We start from the raw sequence: 16,783 nt of genomic DNA on the forward strand, positions 1-16,783 counted from the left end.
GCCCCGTCAGATGGGATTGAAGCTGGCGGCGAGCGAGCCGACCACCAGCACCCAGCCGTCGACCAGCACGAACAGCAGGATCTTGAACGGCGCCGAGATCAGCATCGGCGACAACATCATCATGCCCATCGACATCAGCACGCTGGCGACCACCAGGTCGATGATCACGAACGGGATGTAGACCAGGAACGCGATCTCGAACGCGGTCTTGAGTTCGCTGGTCAGGAATGACGCGGCGAGCACGCCGAACGGCACGTCCTGCGGCGTGGCGTACGGGCCGGTGTGCGAGAGCCCGGCGAAGGTCATCAGGTCGTTCTGCCGCACCTGCGCGAGCATGAAGCCGCGGAACGGCTCGGAAGCCGCCGCCCACGCGCTCTTGAAGCCCATCGTGTGGTCCAGGTATGGCGAGATGCCGTTGGCCCAGGCCTGGTCGAACACCGGCATCATGATCATCGCGGTGAGGAACAGCGCCAGTGCCAGCAGCACCTGGTTGCTGGGCGTCTGGCCGGTGCCGAGCGCCTGCCGCAGCAGCCCCAGCACGATGATGATGCGGGTGAATGCGGTCAGCCCCAGCAGCGCCGCCGGCAGCAGCGTGATGCCGGTCATCAGCGCGAGCACCTGCAGTGGCATGCTCACCGTTTCGCCGCCGACCTTGCCGACGGTGACCGAAGGCAGCGGCTGCGACGGGGATGCGGGCGCGGCGGCCGTCGTCGCCGGCTGGACCGGCGCCGCGGCAGGCGTCGACTGCGCCATCGCCGCGCTGGCAAACGCCAGGGTGGCGGCCAGCAGCAGCGTTGCGAACACGTTCCGGCCGAAACGTCGCGCGCTGTCGCGCGCGCGGGCGGCTTGGACCTTCATGGCTTCTTCCCGAAATGCTGCGCGAGCAGCTGGGCGAACGCCGGCGCCGCCTGCGATGGCGGGGCGACCGGCAAGGGTTCGGTGAGCGTGTGCAGCGTGCGGGTGCCGCCGCTGCCGACGCCGAGCAGCAGCTGGGTGCCGCCGACCTCGACCACCACCACGCGGTCGCGCGGGCCCAGCGCCAGCGAGCCGACCAGGCGCAAGGCCGGGTTGCCGCGCGTGCCGCCCAAACCGGGCATGCGCTTTGCCAGCCAGCCGAGCACCAGGATCAGGCCCACCACCAGCACCAGCGCGAACAGCGCGCCGCCGATGCTGCCGGCGGGCGATGGGGCTTGCGGCATCGGCGCGGGCGTACCGGCGTGGGCGACGGCGGTAGGCCGGGTCCCCATGGCCGCCGGCGGCGCGTCGACGCGTGTGGCGAGGGTCGCGGCGGCATCGGTGGTGACGTCGGAAGCGGAGGCCTCGGCCGGCACGGGTGCGGCGACCGTCGTGGTGCCGATGGCGACTTCGGCCGGGGCCGCCGCGAACGGTTCGGCCGGCCCCGCGCCGATGGCAACGGCGGGATCGGCATCGGGCGCGGCCACCTGCGCGACGGCAGGCGCCTGCACGATCGTTGCCGGGTCGACAACGGGCGCGGCGACGACCGCGGACTGCGCGGCCACGGTGGGCGTCGCCGCCTCGCGCTGCAGCGGCTGGAGTGAAGCGGCCTGGCTCATCGCAGCCTCTTGATCCGCTCGGCCGGGCTGACCACGTCGGTCAGGCGCACGCCGAAGCGGTCGTTGACCACCACCACCTCGCCCTGCGCGATCAGGGTGCCGTTGACGTAGACGTCCAGCGGTTCGCCGGCGCCGCGCTCGAGTTCGACCACTGAGCCCTGGTTGAGCTGCAGCAGGTTGCGGATCGGGATCCGCGCGCGGCCGACTTCGAGCGACAGCGAGACCGGCACGTCCAGGATCACGTCGAGGTTGAGGTCGGCACCCTGGCCGATGCCGGCATCGGCGGTGAGCGGATCGAATGCGGCGCGCGCCGCGCTGGAATCTTGGGTGTTCATGGGATCGCCGTCAGTGAGTCGAGGGTGGGAACGGTCCGCGCGGCATGCACCTGCGTGACCTTGATTGCGTTGCGGCCGTTGTGGATGCCGAACTCGCCGGCAAACAGCGGCATCTGTTCGACCTGCAGCTGCACGGTCGATGCCAGGTCGATCGGGATGATGTCGCCGACCTTGAGCCGCGAAAGCTCGCGCAGGCTGATCTGGCGATGCGCGATCGCCGAGCTCAGCTCGACCTCGGCGTCCTGCAGCTGCGTGCGCATCGCCCGCATCCAGCCTTCGTCCTTCTCGATGCGGTCGCTCTGCACGCCGGCGTCGAGCTGTTCGCGGATCGGTTCGAGCATCGCGTAGGGGAAGGCGACGTGCAGTTCGCCGCCGCCGCCCTCGAGCTCGATGTTGAAGCGGCTGACCACGATGTAGTCGCGCGGGCTGATGATGTTGGCGAAATGCGGGTTGACCTCGGAGTTCAGGTACTCGAACTCCACCGGCATCACCGGTGCCCAGGCCTCGACGAGGTCGGCGAACGTCTGCTTCAGCAGCAGCTGGATCACCCGCATCTCGGTCGGGGTGAACTCGCGGCCCTCGATGCGGGTGTGGTACTTGCCGTTGCCGCCGAAAAAGTTGTCGACCACGGTGAACACCAGGCGCGGCTCGAACACCACGATGGCGGTGCCGCGCAACGGCTTCATCTTCACCAGGTTGATGTTGGTGGGGACCTGCAGCGAGTGCATGTATTCGCCGAACCGGACCAGGTCGATGCCGCGCACCGACAGGTCGGCCGAACGCCGCATCAGGTTGAACAGGCCGATGCGCAGCGTGCGCGCGAACCGCTCGTTGATCATTTCCAGGGTCGGCAGCTTGCCGCGGACGATGCGGTCCTGGCTGGCGAAGTCGTAGTTGCGGGCCTCGCCCGGCTCGGGCGGCGCCTCCATCTCGACCGCGCCGTTGCTGACGCCGTGCAGCAGGGCGTCGATCTCGTCCTGGGACAGCAGGTCGGCGCTCACTACTGCGTCACCAGGCTGGTGAAGATCACCGCTTCGATCTTGTCCGGGGCGCCTTCGCCCTTGAGCAGCTGCCGCACTTCGGTGCGCGCGGCTTCCTGCAGGCGCTCCTTGCCGCTGCGCTGACCCAGCTGCGCGGACGACTGCTGGCCGAACAGCAGCAGCAGGCGGTTGCGGATCGCCGGCGCGTTGGCGCCGATCGCCGCGAAGGTTTCCGGGTCGCGCGTCACCAGCTGCACGTCGGCCTGCAGGTAGCGCACCGAGTCCTCATCGACCAGGTTGACCACGAACGCGGGCTCGAGCGCGAAGTACTGCGCCGCGGCGCGCGCGGGGGCGGCCTTCTTCTCGACGGCGTGGGCGCTGGCGGACTGCCACTTCCACCAGGCCAGGCCGCCGCCGGCGGCGCCGAGCAGCAGGCAGGCGGCTACGATCCACGGCCACTTGCGTGCGCGGGGCTTGATCGGGGTATTCGGGGCGGTGGCGGCTGTGGGACGGGGGGCTGACACGAGGCGGACTCCGGCGGTGGATGCCGGATCAGTGCAAGCGCCGTGCCGCGGCCTGGGGGCCGATGGCGCCGGAGCTTTGACGCAGCCGCGCTGCCGGGGTTTTGACGGCGGCGGACCCTGCCGCCGCGCCCCCTACGGCCGCGCGTGCCCGTCGGTACAGTTCGGCCTGGTGAGGGCGTGAGGGCGTGCGGGCGGAGGGCGCCGGCCGCCCGGGCGTTCGCCTGGTCGGCCGGGAAGGGCTCCGGCCCGGTGGTCAGAACTCGGCCCACTCCGGTTCAGGCGCCGCGGCCAGCGCGCTGCCGCGGACGGCCTTGGGCGCACGCTTCGCCGCCGGGGCGGGCGCCGCCGGAGCGGCGGCCGGGCGGACACGGCTTGCCTCGGTGTGGCCCGCTTCGACGCGGCCGCGGCGGGCGGGCGTGACCCCGGGCCTGCCATCGGCCAGGCGGAACACGGCAACGGTGTCCACCAGCTGGCCGGACTGCAGCTCCATGCTGGTGGCCGCGGCGGTCGCTTCCTCCGCCAGCGCGGCGTTCTGCTGGGTGCTCTCGTCCATGTGGGCGATCACCTGGTTGACCTGCTCGATGCCGACGGTCTGCTCCCGGGTCGCGGTGCTGATGTCGGCGATGATGTCGCGCACGCGGCTCACGCTGTCGACGATCTCGGCCATGGTCGTGCCGGCCTGGCCGACCAGCCTGGAGCCCTGGTCGACGCGGTCGACCGACTCGGTGATCAGCTGCTTGATCTCCTTGGCCGCGTTGGCCGAGCGCTGCGCGAGCGAGCGGACTTCGGTGGCCACGACCGCGAAGCCGCGGCCCTGCTCGCCGGCGCGCGCGGCTTCCACCGCGGCGTTCAACGCCAGGATGTTGGTCTGGAAGGCGATGCCGTCGATGACGCCGATGATGTCGACGATCTTGCGCGAGGATGCGTTGATCGCATCCATGGTCTCGACCACGTTGCCGACCACGCTGCCGCCCTGCGCCGCGACCACGGCCGCGCTGCTGGCGAGCTGGTTGGCCTGGACCGCGTTGTCGGCGGTCTGGCGCACGGTGGAGGTGAGTTCCTCCATCGACGAGGCGGTTTCCTCGAGCGAGGCCGCCTGCTGCTCGGTGCGCTGCGCGAGGTCCTGGTTGCCGATGGCGATTTCTCCGGCGCCGGCGCTGATCGCATCGCTGCCCTTGCGGATCTCGGCGACGATCGCGGCGAGCTTTTCCACCGTGCGGTTGGCGCTGTCGGCCAGCTGTCCGAAGTGGCCGGGCAGGGACTGGTCGGCGCGCTGGGCCAGGTCGCCATCGGCGACCGCGTCGAGCACGCGGCCGACGTCGGCCAGGCCGTGGTCGGCGGTGGCCATCAGCCCGTTGAGGCCTTCGACCATGTCGCGGTACACGAATTCGTGGCGTCCGGCATCGCCGCGACGGGCGAAATCACCGGCCACCGCGGCGTCGACCAGCGTCTTGATCTCGGCGTTGACCGACTGCATGCCGGACTTGACCGCATCGACCGCCGCGGTGATCTGCGCCTGCTGGCCGGGCATGCGTTCGATGTCGGCCGACAGGTCGCCGTGGCCGTAGCGCGCCACCACCTCGACCACGCGCGCCTGCACCGCGAGGTGTCCGGCGACCAGGGTGTTGACGCCCTCGGCCATGCGGCCATAGGCGCCGGGGAAGCGATCGGCGGGGATGCGGTGGTCGATCTCGCCGGCGCCGTGCGCGCGGCCGATCTCGTCCTGCGCATCGGCGAAGCCGCGCAGCGTGGCGATCATCTCGCGCATGGCGCGCGCCAGCCGGCCGGTCTCGCTGCGGCTGTCGTCGGCGATGCGCTGTTCGAGGTCGCCGTGGGCGACCGCGTTGGCGACCCGCACCACGCGGTCGAGCGGACGCACGATCGAGCGCGTGATCACCACCGCGCCGGCCACCGCAACCGCCAGCGCGATCGCCAGCAACAGCGCGATCGCCAGCAGGTTGGCGCGATAGCCCGATTCCTGCGCGATCACGGCGGCATCGAGCCGCTGCATGTCGTATTCGAGCACCGCGGCCAGCGCGTCGGCCGCGGCCTGGCGCAGGTCGGCCGCCTGTCCGGCCGGGCCCATGTCCTCGACCTTCAGGGCTTCGACCAGCGCGCGCGAATTGTCGAAGTAGATCCGCGCCTTGCCGAGCATCGCCTCGAACAGCGCGCGCTCGCGGGCATCGGTCAGCCGCGCGCCCCGCGCCTTGGCCAGCTCGTCGAAGGTCTTCTGCCCGGCCAGCAGTTCGCCGGCGTACTCGGCCGCCTTGGCCGGATCGGTGTAGGTGGCCACCAGGCCGCGTTCACTGACGCGGTACTCGGCGAGCATGGTCGCCATGCGGCCGAAATCGCGGATCGAAGGCACCGACTCGCCGACGATGCCGCGCACCGTGGCCTGCGCGCCGCTCATGCGCTGCGCGGAGAAGGCGCCCATCACCAGGATGAGCAGGGCGAGCGCGGCGAAGCCGATGGCCAGGCGCTTGCCGATGTTGAGGTTGTTGAACATGGGACGCATGCCTTCGAGAGTGGGTTGGGGGTCAGAACGGCCGCTGCGCGGGCAGCGGGGTGGCGCGGTAATGTGCGGCGGCCCGGCCGCGACGCGCGCCCACGGCAACGGCGGCGACGTGCGTGCGCTGCGCGGCGTGTTCCTGGCGGGCGGGGGACTGGGATGTGCGGGTGGGCACGGTTCGGTTTCCACGGGTGTCAGGACGGGCCGTGCCCGATTGCGTCGGTAACGGCTTCGCGCGCGGGGACTTGAATGCGTTCAGCTGCAGCGCGCGGAGTCCGCGCGGTTGGTCGCATGTTCGACGGCGTGCGCGAGTACTCCAGCCCCGGTGGCGTGGCGAAGCACGCCGCGTGCGCAAGGAAGCGGGAGGCCGCGACAACGGTCGCTCATGCACGACTGACGCATCGCGCCCGCGGACGGCGACGTGGACGCGCCGTTTTCACGAGGTCACGCGCGCGGCTGGTCGCAGGAGCCCTCGCCGCACTCCGGACTGCTCACGCGGTCTCAGGCGTACTCGTCGAGCAGCCCGCGGCTGCGCACGGTGGCAGTGACCACGCCGGCGGCGCCGTCGCCGGGATGGCGCTCCGCGCGCGGCTCGCCGCTGCGGCCCGGGCGGCCGTCGGCTGGCTGGCCATGGCCCTGCGCCTGGCGCTGCCCGACATCGGCGTGCCCCAGCTGCAGACCCTGCTGGCCCAGCATCTCACGCAGGCGCGGCACGCTGGCCTCGATCGCCTGGCGGACCTCGGCGTGGGCGCTGTGGAACTCGGCCGACACGCGGGTGCCGTCGAGCTGCACGCGGACCTCGATCGGTCCGATGTGTTCGGGGTTGAGGCGGATCTCGGCGTGACCCAGTCGCTGCTCCGCCATCCACGCGATGCGCGCGCCGAAGCCGTCGTCGAAGCCGGCCTCGGGATTGGCCGGCATCGGCATCGGCGTACCGGGAACCGCGGCGACCGGGCGCGCGGTGTTCGCCACCGGCCCCAGGGTCGCCAGCGGCGCGCCAGGCTGCGGCGCATCGGCTGCGGTGGTGGCTGCAATCGCGTCGCCGGAGGCGGCCGCGGCATCGCCGGCAAGTTTGGCAAGCGCGGCAACGCCGGCCTCGGTGCCGGCCGCGTCGGGTTTCGCGCTGGCCGCGCCCGCGTCGGCCGCGGTGGCGGCCGGCGCGACGGTCAGGGCGGTCAGGGCGGTCAGGGCGTGCAGCGTGGCGGTCGTCGCCCTGCCTGCCGTGGCGCCGGGCTCGCCGGGCAAGGCGGTCGCTGCGGTCGCAGGTGCGGGCTCGGCCACGGTGGCCCAGGTGCCGGCGAGCAGCGACAGCAGGCGATCGGGAAGATCGGCGGCCTGCGCGTCGAGCTCGGTGGCCGGCTCGCGCGCCGTAGCGGTCCCGGGCGTGCCGGCGCCGCTGGCTGCGAGCAGCTCCGCGAACGCCGGCGCCTCCTGGCCGTCGTCCGCCGGTGCTTCGCCGTCGCGCGCCCTGGCTTCGGCGGCGCGGGCGTCGCGGGTGGCGGACGCGCCGCGCCCGCCTTCCTTGGAAGCAGCCTGTTTCGCGGCGTCGCCGCGCGCGGGGCCTGCGTCGCCCTCGATCGAGGCGGGAGCGCCGGCGCTGTTGCCCGACACGGGTGTCGGCTGCGGCGCCGCGGACGTGGCGGCGATCATGGCGTGGCCTGCGTATCGTCGTCGGCGGCCAGCTGCGCGCTGCGCGCGCGGCGGCCGCCCATGTCGTCGAGTTCGCGCTGGACGCGCTGTTCGGCGACTTTCGATTCCTGCGCGCGGTAGCTGTCGGCGAGCTGTTCGAGCACCTTGGTTTCCCGGCTGGCCAGCAGCAGGCGGGTGCGTTCGATGTCGCTGAGCTGGCGGTTGTGGTCGACGATGCCGGCCTGCTGCACCACCGCGGCGTTGAGGCGCTCGCGGAAGGCCAGGCGGTTGACCAGCAGCGCCGGCGAGATCGTCCTGGCGTCCGGCGCGGCCGCGTATTCCTCGGCATACCGGCGCAGCGATTCGAGGCGCTGCTGCTGTTCGAGCAGCGCGCGCTCGCGTTCGGCGACCTCGCGCGCGGCCGTGTCCTGGCGCTGCTGCATCACCTTGAGCAGGGGATCGAGACGTTGCGAGCGCATCGGGATCAGGTCTCCGCGGAGATCGGCAGGGGAAGGGAATCGACGTCGCCGGCGTCGTCGAGCAGGCGCGCGAGCGCGGCGCGGCTGGCCTCGACGTCGGACGCCTCGGTGACGTCCTGGCCCAGGAACTGCTGGATCGCCGGCCAGCGCGCCATCGCCTCGTCGACCACCGGGTCGTTGCCGCGCTGGTAGGCGCCGATCGCGATCAGGTCGCGCTGCGCGTTGTAGGCGGCCATCAGGCGCTTGAGCTTGCGGATGCGGTCGCGCCAGGCCGGGTCGGTGATGTCCTGCATCACGCGGCTGACCGAAACCTCGACGTCGATCGCCGGATACTGGCCGGCGTCGGCGATGCGGCGGGTCAATACGATGTGGCCGTCGAGGATCGCGCGCGCGGCATCGGCGATCGGTTCCTGCTGGTCGTCGCCTTCGGTCAGCACGGTGTAGAACGCGGTGATCGAACCGCGGCCGTCGGCGCCGTTGCCGGCGCGCTCCACCAGCTGCGGCAGCTTCGCGAACACCGACGGCGGATAGCCGCGGGTGGTCGGCGGTTCGCCGACCGACAGGCCGATCTCGCGCTGCGCGTGGGCGAAGCGGGTCAGCGAATCCATCAGCAGCAGCACGTGCAGGCCCTGGTCGCGGTACCACTCGGCGATCGCGGTCGCGCGCAGCGCGCCGTGCAGGCGCGCCAGCGGCGGCCGGTCGGCGGGGGTGGCGACGACCACGGACCGGCGCAGGCCTTCCTCGCCAAGCGTGCTCTCGACGAAATCGCGCACTTCGCGGCCGCGTTCGCCGATCAGGCCGACGACGATGATGTCGGCGGCGGTGTAGCGGGTCATCATGCCCAGCAGCGTCGACTTGCCGACGCCGGAGCCGGCGAACAGGCCGATGCGCTGGCCGCGGCCGATCGGCAGCAGGGCGTTGATCGCCCGCACGCCGACGTCGAGCGAACGCGTGATCGGTTCGCGCATCAGCGGGTTGATCGCGACGCCGCCCAGGCCCACCCAGTGTTCGGAACGGATCGGCCCGCGGCCGTCGAGCGGCACGCCGTCGCTGTCGATGACGCGGCCGAGCAGGCCCTCGCCGACAGCGACTTCGCCGCGCCGACGCATCGGCACGACGCGCGCGTTGGGCAGCAGGCCTTCGAGGTTGGCGGTCGGCATCAGGTATGTGCGGTCGCCGGCGAAGCCGACGACTTCGGCGTCGACCCACTGCCCGCCGGCGGTTTCGACGCGGCAGCGCGAGCCCATCGGCGCGCTGCAGCCGGAGGCTTCGAGGGTCAGTCCCACCGCGCGCCGCAGCACGCCTTCGCGGGCGAGCCCGAGCGATGCGGCCTGCGGATCGGCCGCCTGCAGGCGCGCGGCCAGGCGCAGGTTGCGCGCTTCCAGCCAGTGCGCGGCCGGGGTGCTCGTGCTCATGGCGTGCTCTCGCTGTCGGCGGCCGCCGGGCTGGTGGCGAGGGTGGCTTCGAGCATCGACTGCAGGCGCGCGGCGATGGTGCCGTCGATGCGCACGCTTTCGCTGTGCAGGCGCAGTTCGCCGCGGCCGAGCGCGTTGTCGATCGTCAGGCGCACGCCGTCGAGCCCGGCCAGGTGCGGTGCGAGCACGCCGAAATCGTCGGCGTGCAGGCGCAGTTCCATTTCGCGGCTGCCGCTGCCCACTGCGTCGAGCGCTTCGCGCACCAGGTCGGCCAGCAGGGTCGGATCGACCAGGTAGGCGCGGCCGAGCAGGGCGCCGGCGATGCGCACCGCGAGGTCGGACAGCGCTTCGGCGACTTCGCCGTCCAGCCGCGCGAGCGGCCGGGTGAAGCCGTCGAGGATGCCTTCGATCTGCGCCACCATCCGCCGCACCTCGCCCTGGCCGCTGGCGAAGCCTTCGGCGTGGCCGCGCGCGTAGCCTTCGGCATGCGCGGCCTGTTCGAGCGCCTGCAGGTCCTGGACGCTCGGCGGCGGCGGAGCGGCGGGCACGGGCTCGGCCACGACCGCCAGGCCGGGCGCATTCCAGCGCACGGCTTCGACCGCGGGCGCGAGCGAGGGGGCGAAGGCGCTCATGCGTGGGCCCGGCCGGTCATACGAAGGCCTCGGCCTTGGCGCCGAGCTGGATTTCGCCGTTGTCGGCCATGCGGCGCACGATCGCCAGGATTTCCTTCTGCGCGGCTTCCACCTCGGCCAGGCGCACGGGGCCGCGCGCTTCCATGTCCTCGACCAGGATCTCCGCCGCGCGCTGCGACATGTTGCCGGTGATCTTCTCGCGCACCCGCGCATCGGCGCCGCGCAGCGCGAGCGCCAGGCGGTCGGTGGACACTTCGCGCAGCACCGACTGCATTTCGCGGTCCTCGATCTCGGCCAGGTTGTCGAACACGAACATCAGGTCGCGGATGCGCGTTCCCAGGTCGCTGTCGACCTCGCCGATCGCGCCGAGGATGACTTCGTCCTGCCCGGAGTCCATGAAGTTGAGGATGTTGGCGGCGACCTTGACCCCGCCGACCGAGGAGGACTTGAGGTTCTGGCTGCCTGCGAACTGGCGCGCCATCACGTCGTTGAGTTCGTTGAGCGCGTGCGGCGGGATGCCGTCGAGCGTGGCCAGGCGCAGCAGCACGTCCACCCGGACGCGGTCGGGCAGGCACTTAAGCACTTCGGCGGCCTGGTCGCCGTCGAGGTGGGCCATGACGATGGCGATGATCTGCGGATGTTCGTTGCGCACCAGTTCGGCGATCGCGCGCGGCTCCATCCACTTCAGCGTGTCCAGGCCCGAGGTGTTGCGGCCCAGCAGGATGCGGTCGATCAGGCCGCTGGCGCGTTCCTCGCCCAGCGCCTGGGTGAGCACCGCGCGCACGTATTCGTCGGCGCCGCTGCCCAGCGCGCTGGGCCGGGCGAGCACGTCGACGAACTCGTCGAACACCCGCACCACCGCTTCGCGGCTGATGCCGCCGACCGAGGTCATCGCCACGCCGAGCTTCTGCACTTCCTTGGCGCCCATGTGCTTGAGCACCTCGGCGGCCTGCTGCTCGCCGAGCGACAGCAGCACGATCGCGGCGCGCTGGACGCCGGTCAGGGCCACGTCCTGGGAGGGCAGCGACTCAGCCATCGGATTCGACCATGTCGCGGACGACCTGGGCCACACGCTTGGCGTCGGTGCTGACCGCGGCGCGCGCGACCTCGAGCTTGTCGTCGAAGTCCAGCGAAGCCGCTTCCGCCCTGGGCGCCGCCGGCGCGGAGTGGGCCTGGGTCAGGGACACGGGCACTTCCTCGTCCTGTTCCATGAGGGTGGCGGCGACGGTGGCGACGCGCGGCTTGGGCGCCAGCAGCTGGCGGAAGGCAGGGCGCAGCACGGTGAAGATCAGCAGCAGCAGGGCCAGTCCGCCGAACACCAGGCGGGCAAGCTCGCGCGCTCGCGGCTGCTGCCACAGCGGCGGCCCTTCGTCGGGCACGTCGAGCATGTCGCGCGCGAACGGCGCGTTGACCACCGACACCGCGTCGCCGCGCTGGGCGTCGAAGCCGATCGCCTGCTGCACCAGCAGCTCGATGCGCTTGACCTCGGCCTCGCTGAGGGCGCGATCCTTCGGCTTCTTGCCGCCGGCCGCCGCCGGCGCGCCGGCGGACATGTTGTCGACCAGCACCGCCGCGGTGACGCGACGGATGCGGCCGGGTGCCTGGCGGGTATGGGTGAGGGTGCGGTCGAGTTCGTAGTTGCGTACCGCCGTCCGGCTGCCGGGACCCGACGGGGCGGCAGGCGTGGCGGCCGCGGGCGCGGCGGCCGGATTCGGCGCGGCACCAGCTGCGGCGGCATTGGCGGCCGCCGGGGTGTTGCTGGCGCTGCCGGGCACGCCTTGCGGCGCATCCGTGCCCGCGGCGGCGAGGTTGCCGGATTCGGAAATCTGCTCGCTGCGCACCATCGCCGGCTGCGGGCCGTAGCTTTCGCGCGCTTCCTCGGTCTGGGCGAAATCCATGTCGACGCTGACCTTGGCGCTGACGCGACCTGGGCCGGTCATCGGCTCGAGCAGCTCCTGGATGCGCTGCACGTACACCGCTTCCTGCCGGCGCTGCTGCTCGAAGCGCTTGGCGCCGATCGCGTCCTCGCCGTCGGGATCGGCATTGGAGAGCATGCGGCCGAACTGGTCGACCACGGTGACGCGTTCGGGCGGCAGTTCCGGGATGCTCGACGCGACCAGGTGCACGATCGCGTTGACCTGGCCCTGCTCGAGCGTGCTGCCGCTGCGCAGCTGCAGCACCACCGAGGCGCTGGCCGGTTCGCTCTGGCGGGTGAACGCGCTGGGCTTGGGCAGCGCGAGGTGCACGCGCGCCTCGCGCACCGGGCGCAGGTTGGCGATGGTGCGGGCGAGCTCGATTTCCTGCGCGTGCTGGTAGCGCGCGTTCTCGATGAACTGGCTGGTGCCGAAGCCCTGGTCGCCCTGCATCGATTCGAAGCCGGCGCTGTCGCCAGCCGGCAGGCCCGCCGCGGCGAGCGCCATGCGCGCTTCGCCGACCTTGTCGGTCGGCACCGCCAGCGCGCCGCTGGTGGGGTCGATGCGGAACGGGATCTGCGCGGTGCGCAGCAGATCCGAGGCTTCGCCGGTGGCCTTGGCGTCGAGCCCGGCCTGGACCGGCACGAAATTGGGCTTCTGGGTCCAGAAGAACAGCCACAGCCCCAGGGCGATGGTCGCGGCCACCAGCGCGAACAGGCCGAGCTGGCGCACCGCCGGGATGTCCTGCAGGCGACCGAGGTCGCGCAGGCTGGCGGCATTTTTGGGGAGTGCGATGACGCTCATGGGCTGGGCCGGGGTCCGGGATTCGGGAGGTGGTATCTGGGCTGGTGTCGGGGCGGGGGTGGAAAGCGGCGGCGGGAGGCGCGGACTGGGGACTGGTGGCAGCGCCGGTCACCGTGAGGGGCGGCAGACGACGCGTCCCCAGCCCCCAGTCCGCGGCTTCCGGCGCCGTCAGATCGGCATGTTCATGACGTCCTGGTAAGCCTGGACCAGGCGATTGCGCACTTCGACGGTGGCGCGGAAGGCCACCTGCGACTGCTGCATCGCCACCATCACCCGCGCCAGGTCTGCGCGTGGATCGCCCAGTTCGAAAGCCTGCTGCAGGGCGCCGGCGTTGGCCTGGGTCTGGCTGACCTTGTCGATCGCGTTCGACAGGGCCTGTCCGAATCCCGGCGCGCCGACCTGGTTGCCGCGACCGGCGCCGTCGACCGCGATCGCATTGCCCAGCGGCGCCTCGGCCAGCGCGCCGCCGGCGCGCATCTCGTGCGCGCGGATCTGGGAGAGGATCGATGAAATGGCGTCGGTCATCGCGGTGGCTGCCAAACGGTCTTGCGTGGACTAGGCAAGACGTGTGCCAGCGCCGCGTCAGAAACCCGCCGCCTGGCCCTCCGCCTGCGCGCCGGCGGCGTCGGACTGGTCGCGGTCGATGCCGTACTTGCGCAGCTTCTCGACCAGGGTGGTGCGGCGCAGGCCGAGCAGCGGCGCGGCGTGCGCGACCACGCCGCCGGACTGCACCAGCGCGGCGCGCAGCAGCTCCAGCTCGATCTCGGCCATGTGCCCGCGCAGGTCGATGCCCTGCGGCGGCAGCGTGGTGTTGGCCGACAGCTGTCGCGGGTCCAGCGTCGACGCCGCGGCACCCGCCTGCGGCGAGGCGATCTGCGCCATCGCCGGCGCTTCGGCGAAGGCTTCGTCGACCGGCATCGACGCGCGGTAGCGCGACGGCAGGTCGGCGGCGCGCACGCTGCCGCCGGGATGCAGCACGGCCAGGCGCTCGAGCAGGTTGCTCAGCTCGCGCACGTTGCCCGGCCAGGAGTAGTGGCGCAGCGCCGCGATCGCGTCGGCCGCCAGCGACACCTGGCCGCGGCCGCCTTCGGCGAGCTGGCGGGTGATGGCCGACACCAGGTCGGGCAGGTCCTCGCTGCGCTCGCGCAGCGACGGCATCTCGATCGGAAAGACGTTGAGGCGGTAGAACAGGTCCTCGCGGAACTTGCCCTCGGCGATCTGGGTTTCCAGGTTGCGGTGGGTCGCGGCGACCAGGCGCACGTTGCACTTGACGGTGGCGGTGCCGCCGACGCGCTCGAAGGTGCGCTCCTGCAGCACGCGCAGCAGCTTGACCTGCATCGCCAGCGGCATGTCGCCGATTTCGTCGAGCAGCAGGGTGCCGCCCTCGGCCATCTCGAAGCGGCCCTTGCGCTGGGTGAGCGCACCGGTGAACGCGCCCTTCTCGTGGCCGAACAGCTCGCTTTCGAGCAGGTCCGGCGGGATCGCGCCGCAGTTGATCGCCACGAACGGCTTGTCGCGGCGCGCCGAGCGCGCATGCAGCGCGCGCGCGGCCACTTCCTTGCCGGTGCCCGATTCGCCCAGGATCAGCACCGTGGTGTCGTGCGGTGCGACCTGGTCGATGAGGCGGTTGAGCTGCAGCACGCCGGTGCTGCGGCCGGTGGGGCCGACCGTCGGCAGCTCGCGGCGCGCATCTTCTTCGAGGCGCTTGAGGCTGGCGCGGCGCAGCACGTCCTGCAGCTGCGTGCGGCGGATCGGGTAGGCAAGCGGCCACACCGACTGCGGGTGCAGCTGCGTGCGCCACGCGGCGTCGGTGGCGTGGCCGGGTAGTTCGAGCACCGGCGGATGCAGCGACTGTGTGGCCAGCCAGCGGGCGAAGTCGGCCCACGCGGCGCCGTCGCCGATGTCGCCGAGGATGATCGCCACCCAGTCGCTGCCGCGCGCGCGCGCCAGGTCGATGTCGCCGGCATCGGTGACGATGCGCGGGGTGAAGTCCATGAAGTCGAGCAGGGTGTGGATGCGCTCGGCGCGCGCCATGTCCTGGTCGAGCACGAGGATGCGGGACTCGCTCATGCCAAGCGCTCCGTGGCGGCGTCGCTGCCGATGTCGTCGTGCATGTGCGTCTCCGTGACCAGCTTCATGCCAGTGCCCATGGACGGCGCCGCTTCCGGCTCCGCATCCGCAGCGCCGTCGCTGCCTGCACCGGCCAGCGCCTCGAGCAACGGCATCACCTCGTGGATGTAGGCCAGCTTGCTGACGAAGGCATCGGCGCCCGCGCGCAGCGCGTGGTCGCGGTGTTCGCCGTCGTCGAAATGGCTGGCGATGACGATGTAGGGCGGGTTGTCCTGGGCCTTGATCAGGCGCGTGGCCTGCAGCCCGCCCATCTCGGGCATGGCCAGGTCCATCAGCACCACGTCCGGGCGCAGGATCTCGCACTGGGCGATCGCCTCGACACCGTTGCCGGCCGAGCCGACCACGGTCAGCCAGGACAGGCGGCGCAGGTGGCGCACGGCAGCGGCGATGAAACCGGCATGGTCGTCGACCAGCAGCACTTTGAGTTCGCGCATTTCTTCCACTCCTCTCAACACGCCATCGCGCGCGGTGCCTGGCGCTGGCGCGCCCGGGCGGGACCGATCGACAGCTGGTCGCGGTACTTGGCAACGGTGCGCCGCGCCACGCGCACGCCCTGGCGGGCGAGCAGGCCGGCGATCACGTCGTCGGCGAGCGGGGCTGCCGCCGGCTCGGTTTCGATCAGGCGCTTGACCATCGCCCGGACCGCGCTGCCGGCAATCTCGGCGCCTTCCAGGCGCACCGCGAACAGGCGCTTGAGTTCGAGCGTTCCGCGCGGGGTCTGGATGTACTTGCCGCTGACGATGCGCGAGACGGTGGATTCGTGCACCCCAATCGCGTCGGCCACCTCGCGCAGGGTCAGCGGCGCGATCGCCTCGTCGCCCTGCTCGAGGAACGCGCGCTGGCGTTCGACCAGCACCTGCGCCGTGCGCAGCAGCGTGTCGTTGCGCATCGCCAGCCCTCGGACCAGCCAGCGGGCCTCGTCGAGCAGGCCGCGCAGCACCGGATGGTCGTTGCCCGACAGCGCGCGTTCGCAGTGCGCGGCGATGCGCACGCGCGGCGTGCCGCGCTGGTTCAGGGCCACGCGCCAGGCGCCGCCGCCGTGCCAGGCGACGACGTCGGGCACGATGTGCGCGTCATCGGCCTGGATCGGGGTTTCGGCGGGATGCGCGCGCAGGGTCAGGACCAGTGCGACCGCGGCGCGCACCTGGGCTTCGTCCGCATGCAGCGCGGCGGCAAGCGCCCGGTCGTCGTGCACGCAGAGCAGGTCGAGGTGTGCGTCGAGCATGCGCGCGGCCAGCGTGCGCAGCGGGCTTTCGGGCAGGGCGGACAGCTGCGCCTGCAGGCATTCGCCGGCATCGGCGGCGGCCATGCCCGGCCAGTCGCCGTGCAGCAGGCGCTGGCGCACCACCGCGACGTCGCCCGCGCGCAGCGGGAAGGCGTCGGCGCCCTGCGCCAGGAGGTCTGCCAGCGGCTGCTCGAGGTAGCCGCGATCGTCGCAGTGGTCCAGCCACCAGGCGGCCAGTTCGAGGTCGCGCGGATCCCAGTGCAGCGCGAGTTGCTGCAGCAGGCGCACCCGCGGATCGCTCGACGCGGGATCGGCGATGCGCAGCGTGGCGTCGTCGCCGTCGCCGCCGTGCAGGCCGCCGCCGGAAAGGAACGCCGGCTCGGGCAGCTCGTCCCAGCTGGCGGCCTCGAGCGTGGCGGCCTGCGCGTCGTCGGCGCCGTCGGCTTCCTCGGCAGGGTCTTCCTGCTCGAGCATCGGATTGAGATCCAGGGCCTGGCGGAGCTCCTGCTCCAGCTGCGGCGCGGTGAGCTGCAGCAGCCGGATCGACTGCAGCAGCTGCGGGGTCAGGTTGACGCCTTGTGCCATTCCGGCACGCATGTTGCCTTTCACGATGCACTCCCCGGCCAGGTCCTCT

Annotated in this window: 15 protein-coding genes and 1 pseudogene; all 16 read right to left on the reverse strand. The window is 72.1% G+C overall.

The features are described from left to right. Positions 1 to 6: 6 nt before the first annotated feature. The 16 genes and pseudogenes from fliP to rpoN all read right to left on the reverse strand — a co-directional run bounded on the left by fliP (position 7) and on the right by rpoN (position 16,758). Positions 7 to 858 carry a flagellar type III secretion system pore protein FliP gene (fliP, locus tag ACFOM9_RS00145; RefSeq protein WP_386705189.1) on the reverse strand — a complete coding sequence of 284 codons (852 nt, stop codon included), beginning with the start codon at positions 856 to 858 and terminating at the stop codon, positions 7 to 9. Then, positions 855 to 1,247 carry a flagellar biosynthetic protein FliO gene (fliO, locus tag ACFOM9_RS00150; RefSeq protein ID WP_386707179.1) on the reverse strand — a complete coding sequence of 131 codons (393 nt, stop codon included), beginning with the start codon at positions 1,245 to 1,247 and terminating at the stop codon, positions 855 to 857. Before fliO ends, fliP begins: the two co-directional genes overlap by 4 nt. 323 nt (positions 1,248 to 1,570) lie before the next feature. After that, positions 1,571 to 1,909, reverse strand: coding sequence for a flagellar motor switch protein FliN (fliN, locus tag ACFOM9_RS00155; RefSeq protein ID WP_386705191.1), 339 nt, complete (start codon positions 1,907 to 1,909; stop codon positions 1,571 to 1,573). Beyond that, the gene (gene fliM, locus ACFOM9_RS00160; RefSeq protein ID WP_386705192.1) at positions 1,906 to 2,910 is read right to left on the reverse strand and encodes a flagellar motor switch protein FliM; all 1,005 of its coding nucleotides are present in this window, start codon (positions 2,908 to 2,910) and stop codon (positions 1,906 to 1,908) included. Before fliM ends, fliN begins: the two co-directional genes overlap by 4 nt. Next, positions 2,910 to 3,413: a flagellar basal body-associated FliL family protein gene (locus ACFOM9_RS00165; RefSeq protein WP_386705193.1), complete on the reverse strand. Its 504-nt coding sequence runs from the start codon at positions 3,411 to 3,413 to the stop codon at positions 2,910 to 2,912. The genes fliM and ACFOM9_RS00165 overlap by 1 nt, the downstream gene beginning before the upstream one ends. Positions 3,414 to 3,666: 253 nt before the next feature. Then, on the reverse strand, positions 3,667 to 5,928 hold the full coding sequence (locus ACFOM9_RS00170; protein WP_386705194.1) for a methyl-accepting chemotaxis protein: 2,262 nt from the start codon (positions 5,926 to 5,928) through the stop codon (positions 3,667 to 3,669). Between the two features lie 495 nt (positions 5,929 to 6,423). Next, the gene (locus ACFOM9_RS00175) at positions 6,424 to 7,572 is read right to left on the reverse strand and encodes a flagellar hook-length control protein FliK (protein ID WP_386705195.1); all 1,149 of its coding nucleotides are present in this window, start codon (positions 7,570 to 7,572) and stop codon (positions 6,424 to 6,426) included. Further along, positions 7,569 to 8,030: a flagellar export protein FliJ gene (gene fliJ, locus ACFOM9_RS00180; RefSeq protein ID WP_386705196.1), complete on the reverse strand. Its 462-nt coding sequence runs from the start codon at positions 8,028 to 8,030 to the stop codon at positions 7,569 to 7,571. The genes ACFOM9_RS00175 and fliJ overlap by 4 nt, the downstream gene beginning before the upstream one ends. A 5-nt stretch (positions 8,031 to 8,035) precedes the next feature. After that, the gene (fliI, locus tag ACFOM9_RS00185; protein WP_386705197.1) at positions 8,036 to 9,445 is read right to left on the reverse strand and encodes a flagellar protein export ATPase FliI; all 1,410 of its coding nucleotides are present in this window, start codon (positions 9,443 to 9,445) and stop codon (positions 8,036 to 8,038) included. After that, on the reverse strand, positions 9,442 to 10,077 hold the full coding sequence (locus tag ACFOM9_RS00190) for a FliH/SctL family protein (RefSeq protein ID WP_386705198.1): 636 nt from the start codon (positions 10,075 to 10,077) through the stop codon (positions 9,442 to 9,444). Before ACFOM9_RS00190 ends, fliI begins: the two co-directional genes overlap by 4 nt. A 16-nt stretch (positions 10,078 to 10,093) precedes the next feature. Continuing rightward, on the reverse strand, positions 10,094 to 11,080 hold the full coding sequence (gene fliG / locus ACFOM9_RS00195) for a flagellar motor switch protein FliG (RefSeq protein ID WP_386707182.1): 987 nt from the start codon (positions 11,078 to 11,080) through the stop codon (positions 10,094 to 10,096). A 25-nt stretch (positions 11,081 to 11,105) separates the two neighbouring features. Further along, positions 11,106 to 12,794, reverse strand: coding sequence for a flagellar basal-body MS-ring/collar protein FliF (gene fliF, locus ACFOM9_RS00200; protein WP_386705199.1), 1,689 nt, complete (start codon positions 12,792 to 12,794; stop codon positions 11,106 to 11,108). 168 nt (positions 12,795 to 12,962) lie between these two features. Next, entirely contained in the window at positions 12,963 to 13,319 is a 357-nt protein-coding gene (gene fliE / locus ACFOM9_RS00205; RefSeq protein WP_386705200.1) for a flagellar hook-basal body complex protein FliE, read from the reverse strand. 57 nt (positions 13,320 to 13,376) lie between these two features. After that, positions 13,377 to 14,864: a sigma-54 dependent transcriptional regulator gene (locus ACFOM9_RS00210; RefSeq protein ID WP_386705201.1), complete on the reverse strand. Its 1,488-nt coding sequence runs from the start codon at positions 14,862 to 14,864 to the stop codon at positions 13,377 to 13,379. 134 nt (positions 14,865 to 14,998) lie between these two features. Then, positions 14,999 to 15,358, reverse strand: a pseudogene (locus ACFOM9_RS00215) (response regulator); the annotation flags it as partial. Positions 15,359 to 15,372: 14 nt separating this feature from the next. Further along, entirely contained in the window at positions 15,373 to 16,758 is a 1,386-nt protein-coding gene (gene rpoN, locus ACFOM9_RS00220; protein ID WP_386705202.1) for an RNA polymerase factor sigma-54, read from the reverse strand. Positions 16,759 to 16,783: the final 25 nt, after the last annotated feature.

It is taken from the genome of Luteimonas notoginsengisoli, from assembly GCF_042648885.1.
GTDB lineage: Bacteria > Pseudomonadota > Gammaproteobacteria > Xanthomonadales > Xanthomonadaceae > Luteimonas > Luteimonas notoginsengisoli.